Below are 25,781 nucleotides of genomic sequence, written 5' to 3'. Positions count from 1 at the left end.
TCAATCTTAAAAGAGAACCACTTGAAGTGAAGCGGGCGACACATTTTAATAATTTATGAATAATAATAAATTTGATCAGTTTTTCTTTACCGTATTTACAGCGTTTAAAACAAAGTTTAAGCAAAAGGCGAATACTATAGCTTTATTTTATATTTCTACTTTGCAAATAGCTCTATGCTTTTTGTTGGGTGTATTTGTAGCTACTTTTTTAACTAAGATGAATGCATCGACGATATCAAGCGAAAAAGCTTGGACACTATTTGTATTATCTGCTATCGCTATTCATTTTAAAAATTGGCTAAAATATAATGGAAAAACTAGAAAAGTTTTAAATGCTAAGTTTAATAAAAGCAAAGCAAAGAAGCATAATCTAATGATGTTGTTTAGCTTACCTTTTGTCTGCTTAGTACTTGGATTGATACTTCTTCAAAGTTTATAGTTTTAAATTTTTTATTACAATTACAAAGCCTGCTATTTATAGTGGGCTTTTTTTTGTCCATAACAGTTAGCATGGCATAGGTTGAAAATAATTACAGGTTACTTGTTGCTATAATAAATGATTTGTCGTGGCCAAATTTGGTTATGTATTAACTCTCTTGATTAATACGGTTTTATAAGAAGGGTAACAAAAGCAATCCCTTCTTTATATAAATATGTATAACTAAAATTTAAAACTGTTAATCATGAAAAAGCTATTCAATTTTTTATTAATCATATTTTTATTTGCTTCGGCATTTATTACAAATGCACAACAAGGAGATACTAATTATTTTCAGTTGTCACCAAGAATTGGTTATGACTTTCCAAGTTATAATAACAATACACCTTATATAGATTATAAAGGCGGTTTAGACTTGGGGTTATCTTTAGATTATTATTGGAATTGGTTTGGTCTGGGGATGGACTTTGATTATATAAAAAATCAATCCGAAAGTCAATACCCAACAGATAATTTGTACGATACAACTGGGGCATTAGTCACTAATTTTAATTTAGTAGAGGATAATATATCTAGACTATTTTTTGGTATAGGGCCAAACTTTCAATTTAGAAGCTTGTCTAGAAAATTTACTGCAGAATTTAATACACGCTTTGGATTAGCATCAATAGAAGGGGGGCGTACTTATTTGCAAAGTACAATGCCTATTGCTCAACCATTAAACTTTCATGCAGGTTATGATGATTCAGGAATCCTTACTTTTAAAGGGCAAATGAGGTTTACTTACTATTTAAATGACAATTTTGGAATTAATGTAGGTGCTTATTATATGCGTCATCTTGGTGCTACCGAATTATACGATACGCCGCTAGCTGTGTCGACTGGGTATTATCCACTAGTAGATATTACTGGGGCTGCAGGAGCTACAGGTAATGGACAAGATCCAAATGGTCCTTTGTTAAGAGAAGAACCATGTGATTGTGATATTTCTTCTGTTGGGTTATTTGCTGGTGTAACTTTTAAATTTAATAAAAAAGAAAAAGTTGAGGTTTGTGAGGTTTGCGGAGAAGACCATATGCCTAGATGTTGTGCAACTTGTGGTTGTAGTGTAACCGTTACTGCTTTAGATAAATTTACAGGAGAAATCTTACCGGATACAGATGTGATATTAACGGATTTATACGAAAATATAGTGCAGGCAGGTACAACAAATTCTTATGGAGTGGTTGTTTTTAATGACGTAGCACAAAACGATTATATCGTTACGGGTAAATTGTACAATGTAGACTTAGATGAAACCTCGATTTCTATAAATGAATTTATTGCCTGTAAGAAAGAGGGTAATAGCATTCAAAAAGAAATTAAATATGGAGATCTTAATTTTATTTTAAAAGGAGATGTAGTTGAGTGTAATACAGCTATAGGTATTCAAGGCGTGGATATTATCTTAAAAGATAAGCTTCAAGCTGGACAAAAAAATACATTGTCTGATATAGAAGGAGATTTTATTTTTCATTTAAAGCAAGCATCGACTTACGCGCTAAACGGTAGAAAGAATGGTTATTTTTCAAATGAAGTACATGTTTCTACAACAAATATGGATAGAAATAAGTCCTTGTTTATAGATTTTGAAATGTGTGTTAATCCGTGTGGTCAGGCTATTAAATTGGATAATATCATTTTTAATCTTGATAAATGGGATATTTTACCTGCAGCAGGCCCGGATTTGGAGTATGTTGTAAAGCTAATGCAGGATAATCCATCTATTAAAGTCGAAATGTCATCACATACGGACTCTAGAGGTAGTGATAAATATAATCAAGAGTTATCTCAAAAACGTGCCCAATCTACAGTAGACTATTTAATGACTAAAGGAGTTTCAAGAGATCGTTTGATTGCTCGAGGAGCAGGAGAGTCAGAACTACTTAACCGTTGTGCAGATGGAGTAAAATGTCTAGAAAGTGAGCATACAATTAATCGTAGAACGGAGTTTAAGGTCGTTTGTTCAGAATAAATGAAACCATTTAAATAAGGCTATTAATTAATATAGAGTCAAGGCAGTAATTATAGATAACTGGCTGCCTTGGCTTGTTTTAAAAATTTAGAAATTATGAAAAATAGATATATAAATAAAAAAAACACTGATTTAGACTCTTGGTTTTTTGCAACAATAAAATATTTAGTGCTAATTATTATTTTGTTTTTGGTGTTTTCGTGTAGTGAAGAAGATTGTGACTACATAAATCTTAATGATTTAGATTGCGCGGATCTTGAGTTAAATATTGGTGACCGATGTGATTCAAATGCAAATGGTATCAATGACGGAATTGTAAATGAATTTTGCGAATGTATGCCAGTAAATTCAATTCCTGAAGGATGCGATCTTCAATCAGATTTAAATTTATCGACAGGTATAGATGCTAACGGAGATGTGATTACGCCAGCTTTTGGAGCTGTAGATCCGTTTTGGAAAATTATAAATCAACCTCCTATTTTTCAGTTTTCGCCAGATAATCCGTGTACAAGTCCTGCGATAGGAACATTTTCTGGTAATACTTATGTCATGAATTTTAATAACTTTAATAATACACAATGGGTTAATCAGCCAGGGGCATCAACTATTGCTCCTTTTGATTTAGGGGCAAATGGGAATTTTGGTTGTAATAATGCTTCTAATGCTGATGGAGATAGAGTGCCATACGTTTTTGAACGTTCGTTTTGTGTGTTAGAAGATACAAGTGTAGATTTTAGTTTTACCTATAAAGGAGATGATCAAGTTTCTTTTGTGTTAATAGATAACGCAACAAATACGGTTTTAAATACTAGTGCGACCTATGTGTGGTCTATAGATCCTATTTTAACATGGTCAACAACGGGATTGCCTTTAAGCTCTGGAAGTTATAGTATTAGAGCGCGATTAGTAAACACGGGTTCCGTAACTTTAGGGTTTTCATTTTTAGGAAATATGGTTACAAGTAATGGTGAGCAAGCAATCTCTAATAATGTAGAAGGGTGTTGTGAAAACAATGTTATTAGTGTTTTAAATATTTTAGAAGAAGATTGTGATAGAATGTTTAATAATGCGACAGATGTATTGGGAGCGGGTTGGATGTTTAATTTAAAAGATGCTTCGAATACAATTATTAGAACGGAAACAACAGATGTAAATGGTAATATTTTCTTTTCAGGTATACCTGATGGAACGTATACAGTTGAAATTGTAAACCAAACAGGATGGACACAAACTGTGACAACGGAGTCTGTTACAGTAGTAAGTAACTCAGTGGAAATTGTAGCGTTTTATAGTTGTAATAATTAAAATATTAAACTCAAGGTTGTTATAACGATGACTTTGAGTTTTTATTTGTTTTATGTGATCATTACAATTGTGGCTTTTATGTAGATACAAAAAATCCTGTCTAACGTAATCGTAGGCAGGATTTTTTTTAACTTAAAAGCTAATGTTACTGTACAGTTAATGTGTACTGTGGTGTTTTATTTAATGGACAAAAGTATGTGTATTCTCCTTTTGCTAATGTTGTTGCGCTAGAGGTTTGTGTTTCTCCATCCTTAACAACACTAGTTACGTAAGCAGTTTTAATGTGGTTTTCTGGGTTAGAAGCATCAGCACCTTTTTTAATTAGTACAAAGCCAACATCTGTTCCAACAGCGTTGTTAGCTATTTCAAAAATATAAGTCCCTTCACTTATCGTTAATCCTTTTTGAGTAAACTCACCTGTAGTTTGCTCTAATGCGACTGTTTTTACAGCATCATGTTTCATCATTTTGTCTTGTGCATTAACAGATACTAAAAGTGTTAATGTCATTACTAAAGTTGCGATTAATTTTTTCATTGTTATTTATTTTTAAGGTTATAATTAATTAAGATATTACTGTTTCTAATGGTTGTGCTACTGGGAAATCTACAGGAACTTGTGTTGTATTATGGATGTAATTAGAGATTGTTTTATCTCCAACTAAAGCAATAACATCAATTAAGTTTCCGTGGTTATAACCAGCGTCTAAAAAGTTGTTTAAGATTGTAGCGTCTGTTTTTCCTCTAGTTTCTGTAATGTTTTTAGCTAAAGCAGCTAAAGCATTAAACTTAGTGTCAAAAGAGGCTTTTCCTGCTCTTAGTTCTAAAATTTGGTCGTCTGTAAAGCCATTCATTTTACCAATGGCAGTGTGTGCCGATAAACAGTAGATACAGCTGTTTACTTCACTTACAGCAAGATTTACTACTTCTTTTTCTTTAGCTTTTAAAGAGGTCTTTGCATTTGCAAAATTCAAGTAGTTTTCTAAAGCAGTTTCGCTATTAGCATACGTTGCATATAAATTAGGTACAAATCCTACAGCTTTTTCTAATTGGTCAAAAATAGTTTGATTGGTTGCGTTTACTTCGTCTCTTTTAAGTGCTTTAATAGGTGTCATAATCTTATGTTTTTAATGTTGTGTTTTTATATAATTGAATTGTCAATAATTCCTTTGTTTATTTCTGCATCACAATAGTAATCGTGTAATTGTTTATGCTCACAATGTTCTTGTGGATTGATAGATTTGGTTAGCTTTCTTTTTGCTTTTGTAAAGATTTCAATTAGATTGAATATAGATATGGTCGTTTTCATAATGCTGTTGTTTTTATATTACAGTGCAAAGATGCGACGCGAAAGCGGGTTTTAAAACGACGATATTACCTTAGTAGTTGTCGATTTTTCCCAATAATGGTTTTTATGAAGAAATAAAGGCTTTAAATGTGGTTTATAAACTCTTTTTAAAGTCAGAAAGGGTAATGCTAGTTTGTTTTTTAAACAATCTGCTTAAGTGTGAAGCATCCTCAAAACCAATATCGTAAGCAATTTGCTTGGCAGTTTTGTCAGTATACATTAATTGACGTTTGGTTTCTAATACTAAACGCTCATGAATAATCTTTAAAGGACTTTGTCCCGATTTGGCAAAGCTATTGGATAGTGTTTTTGGAGACTTAAATAATTTTTCTGCGTAAAAACTAACTTGATGGGCTTCTTTAAAATGGGTTTCTACTAATAAGTTATACTGTCTTAATGTTTCGTCAGTAGCTTTATTAAGTGGTGTAGATGGTGTTTCGTTTTTAAGTAAACGTGTGGTCTTAATTATAAATCGCGCTAATAACATTCTTAGCATTTCGGCCTGAATAGTATCCTCTGTTTCTATTTCATCTAAAAACATATCATGGAGCACATTAAATTTGTGCTGCTCATTTTCGTTTAAAGAAATCACAGGAATAGTATCATTCCCAAAAAATAAAACACCAGCACAACCCACCTCTTTATCATGGTCTTTTATGCAATAAAACTCTTGGTTAAATTGATAGACTACGCTATCGTCCCCATCAATGTATTTAAAATTTTGGATAGGCGTTAAGGATAATATTTGATGCGGTTTTAAAACCAAAGGGACGCCATCCACTTCCGCAGTAATGGTACTACTACCAGTAAGAATAAAGGTGTACAGCCCAATTTGCTTTGAGGTTGTAAACTGTTTTAAAAGACTTTGGTCAGAGATTTTTAATGTCCCATTCGTGGAAAACTCTGTAAATGTTTTTAGCATAACTATATAGTCTGATAACCGAGGGTTACATTACATTTAGAAATAGATTTTTTGAGCTAATCTAAACGTATTGGCATGCGCTTCGACAATGGTTTTAATGTCTGGACTATAACCGCCGCCCATACTACACATGACTGGTATGTTATTAGCTTTACAGGTTTCTAAAACAAATTGATCACGTGCTTTACAGCCTGTCACGGTTAGTCCTAATTTACCCAGTTTATCTGTGGCAATCACGTCTACACCACATAAATAATAGATAAAGTCGGGTATAAAGTCTTTAATTAGTTTGGGTAATGTGTCCTGTAAAACAGAAAGATATTCTGTGTCGCCGACATTGTTTTCTAAAGCAATATCCAAATCGCTTTGTTCTTTTTTAAACGGGTAATTATGTTTTCCGTGCATAGAAAAAGTAAACACGGAAGGATCATCCTTAAATATTTGGGCAGTCCCGTTGCCTTGATGTACGTCTAGATCTACGATTAAAATACGTTTAGCCAATCCTTTTTTCTGAAGAAATCGAGCGCCAATGGCTTGATCATTTAACATGCAAAAGGCTTCTCCGTGATTAGTATATGCATGATGTGTTCCGCCAGCAATATTCATAGCAATACCATGTTTTAGAGCAAATTCACTAGCTTTTATGGTGCCGTCTGCAATAACTATTTCACGTTCAATTAAAACCTCACTCAGCGGAAACCCAATTTTACGCGCAGCACGTGGATCCAATGTAATATTAAGCAAGTCGTAAAAATACTCCGGATCATGGACTGCCAGTATTGGTGCTTCGTTTAGCATTCTATTAGGTTCAAAAAAATTAGCCTCAGTACAAGTGCCTTCGTGTTTTAATTGTGCAGGAAGCAACTCGTATTTTAGCATCGGAAACCGATGTCCCTCAGGTAATGGATGACAGTAAATAGGATGATAAGCTATTTTTAGCATAAGTAAATTGACAGTTTAAGTTTTAAATTTAGGCTTTAGTAGGTTCAAAAAAAAATTAAGTGCGTTTTTAAAATTTAGCATCTTCTTAACAACTTATCGTATACCTTTGTACTTTAAATTAAAGTATAACATGGCAAGATTTAACTTTTTGGTTATTTCTCTTTTAATAGGGCTGTCTACCTTCTTCACTTCTGAAGTTGAGGTTGCTTCTGTCGTGCAAAATACTTTTCCACAGCATACAGTTCAAGCAAGTGCGGCCTTAAATTCTCAAGGTATAATTGTAAATTCTCAAATTGATCTTACAGTTAACGTACAGGTAGAAGACGGCATTACTTTTTTTAAGCAACTTGCTTTTGTAAATGCAATTAGTAAGGAGCAACAAGAAAATTTCTTGGTGTATCAAAAAACTAGTACGTCTATTGCTGTTGGATTGTCTAAAACACAGATTATTTACCCTTTTCATTGGTTTACTTAAGCGCAATACGTTTTTATTAACTATTGCAACGCTTGTCTTTTACGTAAAGATAACGTGTTGATTTCTTATACATTAAATCAAAATATTAAAACAATGAAAATTTCATTCTCATTACTAGCTATACTAGTAACATTAAGCGTATTCGTTCCTTTTTTTATATTCATTTTTAAAGGTTTAAATAACACTACAAAAACAAAACATAAAGCAGAGAATCTATTAAAATCAAATGGGTTTAAGTACAATTTAAAAGAGGTTTGGAACAATAAATTTATCGGTTTAACCGAAGATAAAAAAGTATTATCCTACGTCGCTTTTAAGCCAGACGAAAACCAAGTGCTTAATTTAGAGCTGTCTGAAATCAAGTCTTGCGAAGTCATTTCTGATTATAAAAAAGACATAGATAAAGTGACTAGATTAAAGCATTTAGATTTAAAAATCTGGTTTTACACACCTAATAAAGAGGCTGTAGTTATTAGCTTTTTTGATACAGATGAAGCCTTTACAGAAGATTATGAGGCACGAAGAATAGAAAACTGGAAAGACATTATTGATAACAACTTAAAGGTTATAGTCAACGCTAAAATGGCATCTTAATCTTATGAAATTAAGAATAAAAAAAGCATCAACCTATTATTTAGATTGATGCTTTTTTATGTGTAAAACTTTTAATAGTCAGTGTTTTTTAAGTCGTAGAGGTCTTAAATTAATAGTAATTTAAATGGTGTATTTCTGTTTATAACTTCTATTAGCGAAGTTAAAATGTGTTGTAAAAAGGCTTTTGTTTTATAAAAAAAAAGCTTTAAACGAATTTATCTGCAGATTGTGGAGTAACCACATGCTCTTGTAAAAGAAATACTACTTTAGCCGAGTTACTAATTAATACACAATAAGTTGTCAAAGAAAATACTTCTAGTACATAGCGATCCGGGCGTTTCTTTTTTACTAAAAAAAATGCTACACTTACCAAATATAGATTTTGTTATTAAAAGGACTTATGAAGAAGTCGCAGCTGCGATTTCTAATACGCATTACGATGTTATTTTAACCGATGCAGCTATTAATGGTAACTTTCTTTTACAATATATAGAAGATTTAAAACTGATTGCTCCCAAAGCACACATTATAGTGATGTCGCATATGGATCAATATTCTATTAAAGTAAGTTTGGAAGAGATGGGTGTAAACGATTTTATTTCGCTACCTGTAAACTTCCCTAAAGCTAAGGCGTTAATTTCTAATTATATATAATGACTCTTTTAACAGTAACCTATGTGGTCATTGTTTTCTTTTTGATGACTCTTATGTTTTTGTGGTTTTCCATATTAAAACACATTACTTCAAGTAAACTACAAAAGATTCAATACCTAGAATTGGAAAAAAACCTTATCGAAGGTATTGTGTCTAGTTGTTCTGAAGATTCTAAAAAGTTGTCTTTAAAAAAACAACAACATACTTCTAAATATATAAAAAACAATGACATCCAATTTAATGATGTTGCTCATGTTTTTTTAAAAGTTAATCAAGTTTTTAAATTTTCTAAAAGTCATAATTTTAAAGCTTTTTTTTATCAATTGGGATTAAATAAAACATTGCTTTCTAATTTAAAATCGAAGGATTGGTATGAGAAAGCTAAGGCTATTTGGATTTCTTACGAATTAGAATTAAAAGAAAATAATTTAATTATTTCGTCTTATAAAGATGATAAAAACAGGTTAGTAAAACGAGAAGCACAAATCGCTTTAATTACTTTTTATGGATGGAAAAGTTTAACTTCTTTTCTGGATGTTGTTGCACCTATATCTTTATGGCAGCAAATACGTATTATTGAAAAACTGCATGAAATTGAAGAACCTTTTGATTTATATTCTTTTGAAAAAGCTCTAAAAGCAGATAATTATATGACTAAGGAGTTAATGGTTAGGATTATAAAAAACTTTAAACTTTTTAACTATAAATATTATGTTGTAGAGCAACTTAGCTCAGAGAATAAACAATTAGTTAAAGTAGCCAAAGAAGCACTTGCTCAATTAGATTTAGAAATGAAAAATGCAGAATTAAAGCAGTTTAAGTTAATGTCGGCTAATAATTTAAATCCTTTGCAAGCCGATTTGCTTGACAATTACCTGTACGTTTCTAACTAAATTAATAGGTAAATATATTTGCATGCATAATTTTTTCTATTACTCTATACAACTTTTCTTTTTAATTTATGGGTTAAGCATATTGGCTATATATATCTTGATAATTGTGTTGTCTAGAAAAGCAATTATCCGTAATAAGAAAGAGGCAACTTTTTTGGATATAAATTTAGTAAAAGGCGCTAAAGATTTACCTTCAATTACGTTGGTTGCTCCTGCTTATAACGAAGGGAAAACCATTGTTACAAATGTTAGGTCCCTGTTGTCTATTCAATATCCAGCCTATGAATTGATTATAGCCAATGATGGTAGTACTGATGATTCTTTAAAGCAATTGATTACTGTTTTTAATTTAGAGCCTGTAACTTTTTATGAAGGTGCTAAAGAAATTGAATGTGCACCTATAAAAGCAATTTATAAAAGTAAAAATCCTAAATATGCGACGTTAACAGTAGTTGATAAAGAAAATGGTGGGCGTTCTGATGCTATTAATGCGGCTATTGCCTATGCTAAATCTAATCTAGTACTTTGTACGGACGCAGATTGTATTATAGAGCAAGATGCCTTGCTAAAAATGGTTAGACCTTATTTAGAAGCATTAGACGAAGAGGTTATAGCTAGTGGAGGAGCAATTGGGATAGCCAATGATTCTGTAATTGTAAATGGTACAATTAAAGAGATTCGAATGCCCAAGAAGTTAGTTTCAAGAATTCAAATCGTCGAGTATATTCGTGCTTTTTTGTTGGGGCGCATGGCTTGGGGAGAAATTGGAGGTTTAATGCTAGTTTCGGGTGCTTTTGGCTTGTATCCTAAACAACGCTTGTTGGAAGTTGGAGGCTTTGATAAAGATACTATAGGTGAAGATCTAGAGCTATGTATACGATTGAGGCGCCATATGGAAGATTTGAAATTAAAATATAAAGTCGTTTATATTCCAGAGACATTATGTTGGACAGAATCGCCTTCTACCTTTAAAATTTACATAAGTCAGCGTGATCGTTGGGCAAGAGGTTTATGGGAAACTATTTTTAAGCATAGAACGTTATTCTTTAATAAAAAATATAATAATATGGGCATGTTTTTCTATCCATATTGGGTGTTTTTTGAATTAGGAGCGCCAATTGTTGAGTTTTTAGGAATGTTATTCATTATGTATCTTATTTTCTTTATGGGAATAAACTGGCCATTTACAATAGCTCTTTTTGTTACAGTTTATCTTGCTGGCTGTATATTTTCGACGATAGCCATTTTAATGTATAGTTTAAACTATGGACATTATTCAAAACCCAAAATGATTTTCCAGTTGTTATTAGCAGCATATATAGAATCGTTTTATAATCATCCTGTTTTGTTATATGCTCAAATTAAAGGATTTTTAAAAAAAGTATTTAATATTGATACAGGTTGGGGTGTTATGACAAGAACAGGATTTAATGAAGAACAAGAAAAAATAGAAATTGATGTTAAAGAACCTGGATTAAATTCTTAATTAAAAAACTTAATAAAGGCCTAATATTAATAGGACAAATAATCAAATGAAAAGATTAATTATTGTTACCATCATCCTTTTTAGTGGTTTTATTTTAAAGGCGCAAGAGGCTAAAGTTGATGTAGACTCACTTTACTTTCAGGCAAAAAAACTGTATACAACCAAATCGTATAGTGAAGCTTTGGTCAAATTAAATGAAGGCTTATTAATTGCCCCTGAATATATTGATATTCGTGTTTTACGTGTTAGAGTTGCTCAGGCGTTAAAGTATTATGAACAAGCTTCTAATGATTTGGGCCTTTTGGTTAATGCAAACACGTTTGCTGCCTATCGAAGCTTAGTTATAAGACAGGTGACTACCACTAAAACTAGTGAGGCGCTAGCTTCTTTTGCGGAAAAGATGAGTCCTTACTATTCCGATGATATCGATTTTAAATTGGTTTTAATAGAAACATATGTAAAACTTGATGATCATGAAGCGGCTAAGGCTGTAGCGAAAACATTAAACGATACGCCTTTAAATCAAGAAGAAAATTATAGGTATAGAGTGTCGTTAAAACGATTAAATAAAAATCAAATTAGTGTGTATCATGAAACTTTAAGCTTTTTGGATGATTACCCTTTGACAAAAAGTTGGAATACGTCTCAAGTGGAATACACAAGGTTTGTAGGAGCACATTCTATAAGCGCTAGAGTGAGTTATAGTCAGCGTTTTTTTGATAATGCACTATTGTATGAATTAGAAGCCTATCCTGTTTTTTCTAAAAAGTTATATGGATTTATTAACCTAAGCACATCAGCTAAGTCCAATTTTTTTCAAAACTTTGGTACTAGTGCTTCAATTTTTTATGGTGCGACAAAATGGGTTGAAGTTGAAGCTGGTTTTAGATATTTTAGCTTTAATAATAATGTAGATGCGTTATCTTATGTTTTTGGTTTAACGTCTTATGTTGATAAATTTTACTTAAACGCACGAACTTTTATTGGTCCAGAAATTAATAATAAGTTTGTACAAAATTATCAATTAAACGTGCGTTATTATTTAAATAGTAATAGCGAAAATTATTTGTATTTTAGGGTAGGTACTGGAATTTCGCCTGATGAAACAACACGATTTACCCAAATTGGGATAGATCCAAACTTAAACTCATTTTACACGACACTTGGCCTTTCTAGAGCTATAGGAAATCGCTATGTCTTGCAGGGAAGTGTTGGTTATTTAAGCCAAGAACTTACAAATAATAAAACGGGTAATCAAATAAATGCAGCAATAGGGTTGAAATATAGATTTTAACCTAATGTAGTCCTAGCTATCATTTGTTTTTAATAGAGTTTAAACTTTGCAATACTATTTATGTAGTTTTAACTGTATGCGCTTACGTGGCACATCAACTTCTAAAACCTTAACGATAACCTGTTGATGTAGATGCACATGCTCGTTAACATCTTTTACAAAACTATCAGATAAGTTAGAGACGTGTATTAAGCCACTTTCTTTAATTCCGACATCTACAAAACACCCAAAATTAGTAATGTTATTGACTATTCCTGGTAATAGTTGACCAGCAACTAAATCGTTTATTGTTTTAATATTTTGATTAAAAGTAAATACTTTAGCCTCTTCTCTAATGTCTAGGCCTGGTTTTTCTAGTTCTTTAATAATATCTTCTAAGGTTAATAAACCAACAGTGTCAGTACAGTAATTTTTTAATTCTATTTTTTTAAGCAACTCTTGATTGCCAATTAAAGTATTTAAAGTGACTTTTAAATCTTTAGCCATTTTCTCGACTATTTTATAGCTCTCAGGGTGTACCGCAGAATCGTCTAATGGGTTTTTTGCCGCTCTAATTCTTAAAAATGCAGCGCCTTGTTCAAATGCTTTTCCGCCTAAACGGGGTACTTTTTTTATCGTATTTCTGCTAGTAAAAACACCGTTTTCGTTTCTATAGTTAAAGATGTTTTCTGCTAGTTTTGGACCAATTCCAGAGACATAACTAAGTAAAGAGGTGCTTGCGGTATTGATGTTTACACCAACACTATTGACACAGTTTTCTACCACAACATCTAATTGTTTCTGTAGTTTGCTTTGATCCACATCATGCTGGTATTGCCCAACACCAATTGACTTAGCGTCAATTTTTACTAATTCTGCTAAAGGGTCTTGCAGACGTCGCCCAATAGAGACTGAGCCTCTAACAGTAACATCGTAATTAGGAAATTCGTCTCTCGCAATTTTGGATGCGGAATAAATACTAGCGCCCGCTTCGCTAACTACAAAGACTTGTATGTCGTTTTTAAATTGAATTTTTTTAACCAACGCTTCCGTTTCTCTGGATGCTGTTCCATTACCAATAGCAATAGCTTCGATATTGTACGTTTCCGTTAAAGTCGATAGCTTGTTCATAGCACCAATACTATCACTTTTTGGAGGATGCGGATATATGTTTTCGTTATGTAATAAAGCCCCTTGCGCATCTAAACAGACTATTTTACAGCCTGATCTAAAGCCAGGGTCAATTGCTAATACACGTTTTTCACCTAAAGGCGAACCTAATAGTAATTGTTTTAAATTTTTTGCAAATACCGAAATAGCAGATTCATCAGCCTTCTCTTTCGCTTTTTGTAAAGCTTCGTTACTTAAAGACGGGAATAATAAACGTTTGTAAGCGTCGCTAATGGCTAGTTCTATTTGGTCTGCGCAGGCATTTTCGCTTTTGATAATGCGTCTATCAATGTTTTCTAATGCTTTTATCTTATCTATTTCAATTTTAACGCGAATAAACCCTTCTTTTTCTGCTCTTAAAATGGCTAATAATCGGTGAGAGGGAATGCGACTTAATGCTTCTTCCCATTCAAAATAATCTCTGAATTTTTGAGCATTCTCATCTTCTTTTTTTGTTTTTACCACTTTCGTGGAAATCATAGCATGACGCTCTAATTGGTTACGTAAATTATTACGGATGTCGGTTCGTTCATTAATCCATTCTGCAATAATATGCCTAGCGCCTTCTAAAGCATCTTCGACTGTTTTAATATCGCCTTTTACATATTTAATGGCTATAGATTCGACATCATTTGCATTTTGGCTCATGATAATTTTAGCCAATGGTTCTAATCCGTTTTTACGAGCCGTTTCCGCTTTCGTTTTTCTGCTTTTTTTAAAGGGTAAATATAAATCTTCAAGACTTGTTAAATCTTTACATGCATTAACTTTAGTTTTTAAATCATTCGTTAAAACAGCTTGCTCTTGTAAAGCTTTTAAAATAGCGGTCTTACGTTTTTCTAAAGCTTCAAATTCATCTTTATATTTAACAATATCTCCAATTTGTACTTCATCTAAATTCCCTGTAGCTTCTTTTCTGTATCTAGAAATAAAAGGAATAGTTGCATCTTGATTTAGTAAATCAATAGTGTTTTTAACTGATTTTTCGGGTAGATTGGTTTTGGAAATTATGTAGTTTAACATGTTTTGATTTTTGCTTTAGATGGTGATTAGAAAACGGATTTTATACTTTTATAAATAACAGATTAACTGTTCGGTATCTAGCTTTCAAAGTAGTTAGGTGGGCTATTGCATATCTTTATCTGAATGTTGCGTTATTGTAATATTATGATTTTTAACGCTGTCAGATTTGTTTTCTGCTTTAAGAATAATATGTGCCGTTCCTGTTTTTTGATCTGTTTTTAATTTTATAGTATTTTGTATAAGCTCTATGTTGTTCTTGTTTTATACGCATAAAAAAAGACCCTATTAAGTGTTTTTAATAAGGTCTTGTAATATATTTAACTCTGTGTAATTTTCCGAATAAAATCGAAACTAATTCTAGTTTTCGCCAGACTGTACTTTAGCATCGTTAATCATTTTATCATTTGGTAAAATAGCCACATTTACACGTCTGTTTTTTGCTCTACCTTCAGCAGTTGCATTGTCATACATTGGCTGCGTTTCTCCAAACCAGTTGGTAGTAAAACGACTACTGATCAATCCTTGGTTTGTCAAGTAATTAGTGACAGCATTAGCTCTGTTTTTAGATAAAATCAGGTTGTTTTCGTCGCTACCAACACTGTCTGTATGACCAACAACTAATATGTTAGTATCTGGGTATTCTTTGAAAATGCCAACAAGTTTATTTAACGATTCTTGTGACTTTGCATTAACACCGTATTTTGCAGTATCAAAATAAACACCACTATTTTCGTCAAAAGTAATTACAATTCCTTCGTCAACACGCTCTACAACTGCGCCAGGGATTTCTTCTTCAATTTGTTGTGCTTGCTTGTCCATTTTGTTTCCAATTAAAACTCCGGCGCCTCCACCAACAACCCCTCCAATGACAGCTCCAAGTTCTCCGTTACCACCTTTTCCAATATTGTTTCCAATAATGGCACCTAAAAGAGCACCGCCTGTAGCGCCGATAACACCACCTTTTTGTTTGTTATTAGCATTTTTCACACTGCTGCAACTTGTAAAGCTAATCGCTAAAAGAACAGTTAAAGTGCTAATTGATATTTTATTAAATATAGTTTTCATAGTTTTTATAATTTTGTAAAGTTCATGTTAATTGTAAATGGTTTTCCATCCACAGTAAGTGTTTGTTCCCATCTCATATTAGTTTCAGAAAGTTGAGCTAATGTCAATCTAAAACCTTGATTGGTCTCACTGTTACCTTTTGCATCTGTCGGCTTTAAAAGAAAATTATACAATCCAGTAGCTGAGTCTATTTCCTGAATGGTAAAGTTGAAATTTCTTTCACCTGTACTACAATTAGAATCATTGATAGTGTAAACTCCTGAATTATTATTAGGGATAAATCTCCATGTACTTTGCTCAAAGCACGTTTTAGAGACATCGTTAAAAAGGGATACTTTATAGGTCCCAGCCTCGCTGTAACTTATAGTGTTTATTACCCATTCTCCTTTAATTGTTTTTCTAGATTCTTTTACTGTTTTTGAAGTACCACAACTAAATAGTAGACTTAAAAACAAAATGGTTATAACTTGTTTCATATATTAATTATTGAATTTATATTACAAAGGTGCAACAATAATTTAATCAATTATTATAATATTATTAGTATCAGTTATATAATTGCCATAATTAGTACTTGTTTGGTGTAGATTTTTTTAAGTCGTGTTGTTATGGATTAATTGTTTTGGTTTCTGAAATATAAGAGCCATCATCCGTAATACCCTCGATGTATAGATTAATGCTTTTTACATCAAAACTTTTAAATTTTATAACTAACTCATTATTTTGATTTAAGCTATTAATTGGTAGCCAATCGATAACACCATAGTGGTTGTAAAAATCACTTTTATAGGTTGTGTAAATGGGCTTGTAAAACTGCTTTTCATCACTAAAGGTTAATGGTAGCTTATATGATTGGAATGTAATCCCATCGTATTTAGTGTCCAAAAATCTAATATTAGGGTCTGTATATATTTTAATGGCTCCTTGAAAACGTTCAAACATACTTAAGCCAAGTCCATTAGTATTTATTTCAATATAATCAATATTATACATTGGAAGTGTTGTTAGTTGACCTAAGCCTCCTGTTAGTCTAACATCATCTAAAAAAACTACAGGAGTACTACCTCTATAAGTGGTTACGGTAATATTTCCATATTTGTCTCTGCCTACTTTAAACCATTTACTAAGATAGGCAGCTAGATTTGGTGTTCTCTCTCTCTTTTTTGCATCCCAAAGGTCAATTCTTCCCCAAGAAGTCCTTTTTAATTCTTCTAATCTTGTTTGTTTTTTTGAAGCTTCGATAATTACCTCTTCCAGCATTTGAGTTTTAATTATATTCGATTCTAAAAAAACACTATTTAGATTGTCTAGTCTTTGGTGTTTGTATTTTGAGTTTTTTACATTAAAATTATAACTTATTGTCGGAATAACAGAGGGATAAAATTGAAGGTATAATTTAGGGCTTTTTACTTTTCCTTTTTTATTTAATTCTGCAATATTTATGGTTTCATCATTTATTGGGTATAAATGACGTTGCTCAAAAGTGTTTTTGTTTTCACTTACATTATACACCATAGAGCTATTGTAGCGCAAAGGATACATTATAAAGTTGTTTGTTTCCGTTTTATTTGCTGTTGCTTTAAAATAAATTCCTTTTTCAAAGGTAAAATAGGTCTTTGGTGGATTGTTGAAAATGTTAAACCAATTGTAGCTACTCCAGCCTTGTGTTATTAAAAGGTTATTTAAATCATATTTTTTTTGATTATCAATAGCTGTAAAATAATATTTTGCATTTTCTACAGGTCCTTTTAAATAGGGTTGAAGATAGGTTGAGGATATAATGTTTTGGTGGTGATTATAAGCTTTAGTTTGGTTTGGTAAAATTGAAACACTTAAATTAGAATATTTTGAAAAAGAGATGTTTTTATAACTGATAGTAGCAGTAACTGTGTCTTGTTGTTTTACAACAGCAGCTAGGTCGCTATTTATGTTTTTTATACCTTCATGTTTGAAAAAAAGACATTCTAAAATGGGTTTGTTATTATTATTATCAAAAACAGTAAATATATTTATACCTGTTTGTAAGTCAGTGGTGTTAATGAGACTAGTTAATTCAGTTTTTTTTGAGAAATCAAAATTTATGATTTTTAAAACATCTCCATTATGTATGGTTAATCTGTACTTATTCTTTTTTATTACTTTATGAGTTGCGTTGTTGGTTTTAAAGTTAACTATAACCTTATCTGCTGTATTTTTTATACTTAAAACAATACCTTTTGGATCTATGTTGTTTATTTTAAAATTGAATGTTTTGTTGTCGTGGTTAATTACGGCCGTATAGGTTTTGTTTGCTTTTGGGGTAAAACTGACGGCTCCAATACCTAGTTGGTTAACTTTAAAATTAGATATGGTGTTTTTTTTATCATCAACAATAGTACCTTCTAAGTTTGGAATTCCAAATCCAAAGCCATCTTTAATAATAATACCAAATACGTTACTAACATCACTAATTGCATGGCCACTTTCTGGTAGAAATTGAGCATCTATTTTAGATTTTAAACCAGTGTCTTCATCTTTAGAAATAGTTTTGTCGTCAATAACTTCAATTATTTCAGAAAAGAAATTGGGTTCGTCAAAATTTTTCTGCCAATTAGTATAGGCTTTAAAAGTATATTCTCCAGCAGTATATAGGCTGTCAATATTAAATTTGCCATGCCCTTTACCTTCTGTAATACGGATTAATTTACTTTGTATAATTTGTTTTTGATTGTCTTCAATAACACAGTATAAATTTGACGTGGTTAAGGATGGTTTTTTCGAGTTTTTATCAAAGACATAAGCTGTAAATCCTAAAGTTTCGCCTTTAATAAAAACAGATTTGTTTAAATGTGCATAGGTTGTTTCTCTTGGACTGCTTGTATAGGTTTTGAAAGATGTAATTAAACTGTCTTGAAATTGTTGGGCGTGAAAAAACTGTATAAAACAGAAAGTAAGAACGAATGTGGTCAGTAGTTTTTTAGACATATGGTTTGTTTAAGGTTGGTTTGTATGATTTTATAGCTTTGTGTTATTTATTCTAAGCTTATTGTTTTGATTTCAGAAATATAAGATCCATCATCGGTAATTCCTTCGATGTATAGATTAATGCTTTTTACATCAAAACTTTTAAATTTTATAACTAATTCATTATTTTGATTTAAGCTATTAATTGGTAGCCAATCGATAACACCATAGTGGTTGTAAAAATCACTTTTGTAAGACTTGTAAGTAGGCATGTAGAATTGCTTATCATCACTAAATGTTAGTGGTAGTTTGTAGGATTGAAATGAAATTCCGTCATATTCAGTATCTAAAAATCTAACGTTAGGATCTGTATAGATTTTAATCATTCCGCCAGGACCTCCTCCAAACATACCATATCCAATTCCAGTGTTATTTATTTCTACGTAGTCAATAATAGAGAGTGGTAACATTGTTAATTGACTTAGTCCACCTTTAAGAGGTACATCGTCTAAAAGAACAAGAGGAGCGGGGTTTCCTAATCTATAACTTTGGATTACAATGTCTCCATATTTTCCATAGCCAACTTTATACCATTTACTAAAATAAGCGGCTAAATTGGGTGTTCTCTGTCTTTTTTTTGCATCCCATAGATCAATGCTTCCCCAGGACGTTCGTCTTAACTCCTCAAGTCTTGTTTGTTTTTTTGAAACTGCTATAACTACTTCTTCAAGCATTTGGATCTTATCTAAATTAGATTCTAAAAAGAAATTGTTTAATAGCTCTGTTTTTTGATGTTTATGTCTTAAGTTGTTTAATTTGGGAGTTATGCTTATTGTAGGGATAGTGGAAGGGTAAAATTGAAGGTATAATTTAGGACTACTTATTTTTCCTTTTTTATTTAATTCTGCAATATTTATGGTTTCATCATTTATTGGGTATAAATGACGTTGCTCAAAAGTGTTTTTGTTCTCACTTACATTATACACCATAGAGCTATTGTAGCGTAAAGGATACATTATAAAGTTGTTTGTTTCCGTTTTATTTGCTGTTGCTTTAAAATAAATTCCTTTTTCAAAGGTAAAATAGGTCTTTGGTGGATTGTTGAAAATGTTAAACCAATTGTAACTACTCCAGCCTTGTGTTATTAAAAGGTTGTTTAAATCATATTTTTTTTGATTATTAATCGTAGTAAAATAGTACTTAGTATTTTCGATTTCACCTTTAATGTATGGTTGAAGATAGATTGAAGATATTATATTATGATGGTGGTCATAGGCTTTAGTTTTAGTTGGTAAAATTGAAACACTCAAGTTAGAGTTTTTTGATACGGAGATGTTTTTATAACTGATAGTAGCAGTAACTGTGTCTTGTTGTTTTACAACAGCAGCTAGGTCGCTATTTATGTTTTTTATACCTTCATATTTGAAAAAAAGACGTTCTAAAATGGGCTTGTTATTATTGTCAAAAACAGTAAATATATTTATACCTGTTTGTAGGTCAGTGGTGTTAATGAGACTAGTTAATTCAGTTTTTTTTGAGAAATCAAAATTTATAATTTTTAAAACATCTCCATTATGTATGGTTAATCTGTACTTGTTCTTTTTTATTACTTTATGAGTCGCGTTGTTGGTTTTAAAGTTGACTATAACCTTATCTTCTGTATTTTTTATGCTTAAAACAATGCCTTTTGGATCTATGTTGTTTATTTTAAAATTGAAAGTTTTGTTATTGTGGTTAATTACGGCTGTATAGGTTTGGTTTTCTTTTGGGGTAAAACTGACAGCCCCAATACCTAGTTGGTTAACTTTAAAATTAGTTATGGTGTTTTTTTTATCATCAACAATAGTACCTTCTAAGTTTGGAATTCCAAATCCAAAGCCATCTTTAATAATAATACCAAATACGTTACTAACATCATTAATTGCATGGCCACTTTCTGGTAGAAATTGAGCATCTATTTTAGATTTTAAACCAGTGTCTTCGTCTTTAGAAATAGTTTTGTCGTCAATAACTTCAATTATTTCAGAAAAGAAATTGGGTTCGTCAAAATTTTTCTGCCAATTAGTATAGGCTTTAAAAGTATATTCTCCAGCAGTATATAGGCTGTCAATATTAAATTTGCCATGCCCTTTACCTTCTGTAATACGGATTAATTTACTTTGTATAATCTGTTTTTGATTGTCTTCAATAACACAGTATAAATTAGAGGTAGTTATGGATGGTTTTTTCGAGTTTTTATCAAAGACATAAGCTGTAAACCCTAAAGTTTCGCCTTTAATAAAAACAGATTTGTTTAAATGTGCATAGGTTGTTTCTCTTGGACTGCTTGTATAGGTTTTGAAAGCCGTAATTAAACTGTCTTGAAATTGTTGGGCATAAAAATAAGATGCACAACCGAACGTGAATACAATTGTAAAGAATAATTTTTTAGACATACTTGTGAGTTTAGGGGTTTTGTTTTGTTTAACAAAAATCAAACCATTATTCTCAGTGTTTTCATGAATAGTATGTTCTATTACTTGTGATCACTTGTTTTTGTTGGGTTTTAGATGTAAAATATATTTTTTATTTTTTTATTTATTCTAAGCTTACTTTTTTAATTTCAGAAATAAAACGACCGTCTTCGGTAATACCTTCGATAAATAAATTGATGTTACTTGTGTTTACTATTGGTAGTTTTAGAAATAATTCTCCTTTAGCGTTTAGTGTTGTTATTGCTAGCCATTCAATAACTCCATATTCATTAAAAAAAGTACTGCTGTAAGATTTGTATGTGGGTTTGTAAAATTTTTTGTCTTCACTAAATGTCAATGGAAAATCATAAGCTTTAAACACTTTTCCTGCTCCATATGTTGATTGAAGGTTTACATTTGGATCTGTATATATACGGATTACACCTCCTCCTCCTCTAATACCTTCTCCTAGACCACTTTTATTAATTTCAATATAGTCTATGATATCCATTGGAATGTTTAATAATTGATTAAAGCCTTGAGTTGGAATATCGTCTATAAAAACTAAAGGCGTATTACTGCTTGATGTAGAGTTGGACGATTTATTTATGATAAAAGGATCTCCTATCCTATTTGTTCCTGTTGTAAACCATTTGCTCAAATAGGCTAATAGGCTTGGTGTACGTTTTCTTTTGTTTTTATCCCATAAATCTACATATCCATAAGAGCTTCTTCTTAATTCTTCTAATCTGGTTTTATTTTTTTTTGCTTCAATTACGACTTCATCTAATTGCTGTACATTATGAAGATTTGATGATATTAGATTGTTGCTAAGTTCCGAATTATTGTTGCGTTTGTATTTTGTAGATAATAAATTTGTTTTGTATTCTAAGTTAGGTATAGATGATGGGTAGTATTGGATATACAATGTTGGATTTTTTAGTGTTCCACTTTTATTTATTTCTGCTATTTTCAGTGTTTCGTTGTTAATTGGAAATAAGTTTTTTTGTTGAAAAACTTTGTTAATAGGGTCAATTTTAAACACAGTAGCATCTGAATAACGCATGGGATACATTAAAAAGTCTTCGGCATTTTTTGAATTTACTGATGCTTTAAAAAAGATACCTTTTTCAAAAACATAATTAACACCTGGCGGATTATTAAAAATATTATGCCAATTGTAACTACTCCAACCTTGAGTGATTAATAAATTGTCTAAGTCATATTTTTTCTCTCTGTTTACGTTTGTAAAATAATGTTTTGCATTTTCTGCATGCCCTTTAATGTAGGGTTGTAAATGAATAGCGGATATAATATTATGATTATGGTTATAGGATTTAGTATCACTAGGTAAAACAGAAATACTAAGGTTGTTATTAGTTAACGGGGTCAGGGATTTGTATGTTAAAGTTAAGTTTAGAGTGTCATTATTTTTTGTGATCACAGGGTTGGGGCTTGATATTTTTTCAATTCCTTCATGTTTAAAGTATAAACGTTCTAAAATCGGTGTGTTATTCTCGTCAAATACAGTAAAGATATTAATACCAGGTGTTAAGTCGGAATTATTAATAAGACTGGTAAATTCAAGACTTTCACTTAAATCAAATTCAACAATTTTCATAACATTTCCGTTATGTATTGTCAAGTTGTATATGTTTTCTTCTATATCTAATTGAGTGTCCATGTTTGTTTTTATACTTACATAAACCTTATCATTCGTACTTTTTAAATTTAGAATTATTCCTTTGTCTTCAATAGAATTGAGTTTTACAGTATGTTTCTTATCTTGATAATAAAAGATGGCAGAATAAGTTTCATTTAAGCTGGGAGTAAAGGAAAGGGAGCCGATTCCTAAAGTATTTACTTTGAAACCAGTTATGGTATTGTTGTTTGAGTCTATAATTGATCCTTCAATATTTGGGATACCAAAACCTAAGCCATTTTTTATTGCAACTCCAAATGTGTTTTTTACATCTGACACAGCATGTCCGCTTTCGGGTAAAAACTGAGCGTCAACTTTTGAAAACAGCTCTTCGTTTGCATTTTTTTGAAGGCTATTATCATCGATAACTTCGATTATTTGTGTGTAAAAATTTGGTTCATCAAAATTTCTTTGCCAATTTGTGTAAGCTTTAAAGGTGTATTGTCCTGAGGTAAAAAGACTATCAATGTTAAAAATTCCATTACCAGTACCTTCATTTACTTTGATTAATTTACTTTTAATAATGTTCTTATTTGCGTCCTCTAACACACAATATAAATTATTAGTTGTCAGAGATGTTTTTTTGCTTTCTTTATCAATTACGTAAGCCGTAAAACCCATAGTCTCCCCTTTAATAAAAGTAGACTTGTTTATGTGGGTATAGATTAGTTCTCTGGGGTTAGAAGTGTAGTTTTTAAATACGCTAATTAAATTATCTGCAGGTTGTTGTGCGTAAAATAATTGTGTAAAACAAAAGGAGATCAATAAAAGAGTTAAGTGTTGCTTTTTTTTGTTATTCATGGTTTTTGTTTTGTTGATAAAGCGATATTTACTTGAAAAATAACAAAAAAAAACCTCACAGTTTTAAACTATGAGGTTTTATTTTTTTGATTTTGAAATACTTTAATTGAAACAATAGTATTCAAAAGAGTTAGAAAAAAATCATATTGATTATTGGAGCTACAGTTAATTTTAATGTTGTTTTAATTATAAATAGTGTTTAGCTTACATTATTAACTAATATGTAATCCATTGTTAACAGAAGCATCGTCGGGATTTACAAAGACTAATTTTCCATCAGCATTCTCAGTCATTAAAATCATACCTTGACTTTCAACACCGCGTAGTGCTCTTGGTGCTAAATTAACCAAAACGGTTACTTTTTTACCAATCACTTCTTCAGCCGTAAAGTGTTCTGCAATACCAGACACTATAGTTCTTACATCAATACCTGTGTCAACTTTTAAGACTAAAAGTTTTTTAGCTTTCGGCATTTTTTCTGCTTCTAATATAGTTCCCACGCGAAGGTCTAATTTAGTGAAATCGGCAAAATTAATTTCTTCTTTTTGTGGCTCTACGACTTTATTAGCGGCTTCATTTGCTTTCTTGCTAGCGTCTAATTTATCAAGTTGAATTTGTATTTGGTCGTCTTCTATTTTGCTAAACAATAACTCACCTTTACCAATGGTATGTCCCTCAGGAAGTAGTATGTCTTTAGAAGAAATATCACTCCAAGTGTTTTCGGTGGTGTTAAGTATTGTTTTTAATTTAGTCGAAGTAAACGGTAAAAACGGTTCTGATAACGTTGCTAAAGCACTTGCTATTTGAAGGGCAACATACATGATGGTTTGTGTACGTACTTCGTCGGTTTTTATTAGTTTCCAAGGTTCTTCATCTGCTAAATACTTGTTTCCAAGTCTGGCTAAATTCATTAATTCTTGTCCGGCTTCTCTAAAACGGTAGCGTTCTAAAGAGCTTTCTATAACCGACGGATAAGCTTTTATTGTTGCTAATGTGTCTTCGTCTATTTTAGAAAATTCAGAAGGTGCTGGTACAACACCATTATAATATTTGTTAGTTAAAACGACCACACGATTGATAAAGTTTCCGAAAATAGCTACCAGCTCATTATTATTTCTTGCTTGAAAATCTTTCCATGTAAAATCGTTGTCTTTAGATTCTGGTGCGTTTGCAGTTAATGCATAACGCAGGACATCTTGCTGATTTGGAAAATCTATTAAATACTCAGGTAACCAAACCGCCCAGTTTTTGGATGTCGATAACTTATTTCCTTCTAAGTTTAAAAATTCGTTAGCAGGGACATTATCAGGTAGGATGTAGCTCCCTTCTGCTTTTAACATTGCAGGGAAAATTATACAGTGAAAAACAATGTTATCCTTACCAATAAAGTGTACTAGCTTCGTGTCTTTATCTTTCCAGTATGGCTCCCAGTCTTTTCCTTCTCTAGCAGCCCATTCTTTGGTAGATGAGATGTATCCAATAGGAGCATCAAACCAAACATAAAGTACTTTTCCTTCACCTCCAGGTGCTGGAACTGGGATTCCCCAATCTAAATCTCTAGTTACTGCTCTTGGTCTTAAACCATCATCTAGCCAAGATTTACATTGTCCGTAAACATTAGGTTTCCAGTCTTTTTTATGGTCTTCTAATATCCACTCTCTTAAAAACGCTTCATGTTTATCTAAAGGTAAAAACCAGTGTTTTGTTTCTTTTAAACTCGGAACATTCCCTGTGATAGCAGATTTTGGATTAATTAAGTCTGTCGCGTTGTGAGAGGTTCCACACTTTTCACATTGATCACCATAACTTTCTTCGTTACCACATTTTGGGCACGTACCAATTACAAAACGGTCGGCTAAAAATTGATTTGCTTCCGCATCATATAATTGTTCTGAGACTTCTTCAATAAATTCCTTTTTGTCATTCAATGTTGTAAAAAACTCAGAGGCAGTATCGTGATGTATTTTTGCAGAAGTACGAGAGTAATTGTCAAAAGTAATTCCGAATTCTTCAAAAGAATCCTTTATAATTTTATGATATCTGTCTACAATTTGTTGCGGAGTTACGCCCTCTTTTTTTGCTTTGATAGTAATGGGCACACCATGCTCATCACTTCCGCAAATAAAAGCAACATCGTTACCTGTTAATCGTTTATATCTTGCGTAAATATCTGCAGGGACATACACCCCAGCTAAATGCCCAATATGTATTGGTCCATTAGTGTAAGGTAAGGCAGCAGTAATTGTATATCTTTTTGACATCTTTGTTTTCTTTTGAAGGCG

20 protein-coding genes and 1 pseudogene are annotated in these 25,781 nt (G+C 31.6%); 9 read left to right on the top strand and 12 right to left on the bottom strand.

The features are described 5' to 3' along the window. Positions 1-55 precede the first annotated feature (55 nt). The 3 genes from H0I26_RS01600 to H0I26_RS01590 all read left to right on the top strand — a co-directional run bounded on the left by H0I26_RS01600 (position 56) and on the right by H0I26_RS01590 (position 3,758). Complete coding sequence (locus H0I26_RS01600; RefSeq protein ID WP_218700727.1) at positions 56-439, top strand: hypothetical protein; 384 nt, start codon at positions 56-58, stop codon at positions 437-439. A gap of 244 nt (positions 440-683) precedes the next feature. Continuing rightward, the gene (locus H0I26_RS19835; RefSeq protein WP_317618212.1) at positions 684-2,453 is read left to right on the top strand and encodes an OmpA family protein; all 1,770 of its coding nucleotides are present in this window, start codon (positions 684-686) and stop codon (positions 2,451-2,453) included. Positions 2,454-2,549: 96 nt separating this feature from the next. Then, on the top strand, positions 2,550-3,758 hold the full coding sequence (locus tag H0I26_RS01590) for an SdrD B-like domain-containing protein (RefSeq protein WP_218700726.1): 1,209 nt from the start codon (positions 2,550-2,552) through the stop codon (positions 3,756-3,758). A 145-nt stretch (positions 3,759-3,903) separates the two neighbouring features. On the opposite strand, the gene H0I26_RS01585 is transcribed toward H0I26_RS01590, so the two are convergent. The 5 genes from H0I26_RS01585 to H0I26_RS01565 form a co-directional block, all read right to left on the bottom strand. Further along, positions 3,904-4,293: a plastocyanin/azurin family copper-binding protein gene (locus H0I26_RS01585; protein ID WP_101202065.1), complete on the bottom strand. Its 390-nt coding sequence runs from the start codon at positions 4,291-4,293 to the stop codon at positions 3,904-3,906. A 28-nt stretch (positions 4,294-4,321) separates the two neighbouring features. Beyond that, the gene (locus H0I26_RS01580) at positions 4,322-4,870 is read right to left on the bottom strand and encodes a carboxymuconolactone decarboxylase family protein (protein WP_218700725.1); all 549 of its coding nucleotides are present in this window, start codon (positions 4,868-4,870) and stop codon (positions 4,322-4,324) included. Between the two features lie 26 nt (positions 4,871-4,896). Further along, positions 4,897-5,064 (bottom strand): hypothetical protein, encoded by a 168-nt coding sequence (locus H0I26_RS01575; RefSeq protein ID WP_157814064.1) that lies wholly within the window; start codon positions 5,062-5,064, stop codon positions 4,897-4,899. Between the two features lie 133 nt (positions 5,065-5,197). Continuing rightward, positions 5,198-6,025: a helix-turn-helix domain-containing protein gene (locus H0I26_RS01570; protein WP_218700724.1), complete on the bottom strand. Its 828-nt coding sequence runs from the start codon at positions 6,023-6,025 to the stop codon at positions 5,198-5,200. 36 nt (positions 6,026-6,061) lie between these two features. Continuing rightward, entirely contained in the window at positions 6,062-6,967 is a 906-nt protein-coding gene (locus H0I26_RS01565) for a histone deacetylase (RefSeq protein ID WP_218700723.1), read from the bottom strand. 130 nt (positions 6,968-7,097) lie between these two features. On the opposite strand from H0I26_RS01565, the gene H0I26_RS01560 reads away from it, so the two are divergent. The 6 genes from H0I26_RS01560 (at position 7,098) to H0I26_RS01535 (ending at position 12,363) form a co-directional block, all read left to right on the top strand. Continuing rightward, positions 7,098-7,442, top strand: coding sequence for a hypothetical protein (locus H0I26_RS01560; protein ID WP_218700722.1), 345 nt, complete (start codon positions 7,098-7,100; stop codon positions 7,440-7,442). Between the two features lie 93 nt (positions 7,443-7,535). Beyond that, a complete protein-coding gene (locus tag H0I26_RS01555; RefSeq protein WP_218700721.1) occupies positions 7,536-8,036 on the top strand; it encodes a hypothetical protein in 501 nt (166 codons plus the stop codon). Positions 8,037-8,333: 297 nt separating this feature from the next. After that, entirely contained in the window at positions 8,334-8,690 is a 357-nt protein-coding gene (locus H0I26_RS01550; RefSeq protein ID WP_218700720.1) for a response regulator, read from the top strand. Continuing rightward, positions 8,690-9,583 carry a hypothetical protein gene (locus H0I26_RS01545; protein WP_218700719.1) on the top strand — a complete coding sequence of 298 codons (894 nt, stop codon included), beginning with the start codon at positions 8,690-8,692 and terminating at the stop codon, positions 9,581-9,583. Before H0I26_RS01550 ends, H0I26_RS01545 begins: the two co-directional genes overlap by 1 nt. A gap of 22 nt (positions 9,584-9,605) precedes the next feature. Beyond that, entirely contained in the window at positions 9,606-11,069 is a 1,464-nt protein-coding gene (locus H0I26_RS01540; protein ID WP_218700718.1) for a glycosyltransferase family 2 protein, read from the top strand. 46 nt (positions 11,070-11,115) lie between these two features. Then, positions 11,116-12,363 carry a YaiO family outer membrane beta-barrel protein gene (locus H0I26_RS01535; RefSeq protein ID WP_218700717.1) on the top strand — a complete coding sequence of 416 codons (1,248 nt, stop codon included), beginning with the start codon at positions 11,116-11,118 and terminating at the stop codon, positions 12,361-12,363. A 54-nt stretch (positions 12,364-12,417) separates the two neighbouring features. Here the strand turns inward: H0I26_RS01535 and H0I26_RS01530 are convergent, their stop codons facing one another. From H0I26_RS01530 to metG, 7 genes and pseudogenes are all read right to left on the bottom strand, one after another. Then, complete coding sequence (locus tag H0I26_RS01530) at positions 12,418-14,535, bottom strand: Tex family protein (RefSeq protein ID WP_218700716.1); 2,118 nt, start codon at positions 14,533-14,535, stop codon at positions 12,418-12,420. Positions 14,536-14,892: 357 nt separating this feature from the next. Continuing rightward, entirely contained in the window at positions 14,893-15,600 is a 708-nt protein-coding gene (locus tag H0I26_RS01525) for an OmpA family protein (RefSeq protein ID WP_218700715.1), read from the bottom strand. Between the two features lie 5 nt (positions 15,601-15,605). Further along, on the bottom strand, positions 15,606-16,076 hold the full coding sequence (locus tag H0I26_RS01520; protein ID WP_218700714.1) for a lipocalin family protein: 471 nt from the start codon (positions 16,074-16,076) through the stop codon (positions 15,606-15,608). 130 nt (positions 16,077-16,206) lie between these two features. Next, positions 16,207-18,564: a hypothetical protein gene (locus tag H0I26_RS01515; RefSeq protein WP_218700713.1), complete on the bottom strand. Its 2,358-nt coding sequence runs from the start codon at positions 18,562-18,564 to the stop codon at positions 16,207-16,209. Between the two features lie 47 nt (positions 18,565-18,611). Beyond that, positions 18,612-20,978: a hypothetical protein gene (locus H0I26_RS01510; protein ID WP_218700712.1), complete on the bottom strand. Its 2,367-nt coding sequence runs from the start codon at positions 20,976-20,978 to the stop codon at positions 18,612-18,614. A 142-nt stretch (positions 20,979-21,120) separates the two neighbouring features. After that, complete coding sequence (locus H0I26_RS01505; RefSeq protein WP_218700711.1) at positions 21,121-23,499, bottom strand: hypothetical protein; 2,379 nt, start codon at positions 23,497-23,499, stop codon at positions 21,121-21,123. Between the two features lie 212 nt (positions 23,500-23,711). Next, a pseudogene (gene metG / locus H0I26_RS01500) lies at positions 23,712-25,775 on the bottom strand (methionine--tRNA ligase); the annotation flags it as partial. Positions 25,776-25,781 lie beyond the last annotated feature (6 nt).

The sequence above is a fragment of the Olleya sp. HaHaR_3_96 genome (assembly GCF_019278545.1).
GTDB lineage: Bacteria > Bacteroidota > Bacteroidia > Flavobacteriales > Flavobacteriaceae > Olleya.
This window is presented reverse-complemented; position numbering and strand designations above follow the sequence as displayed.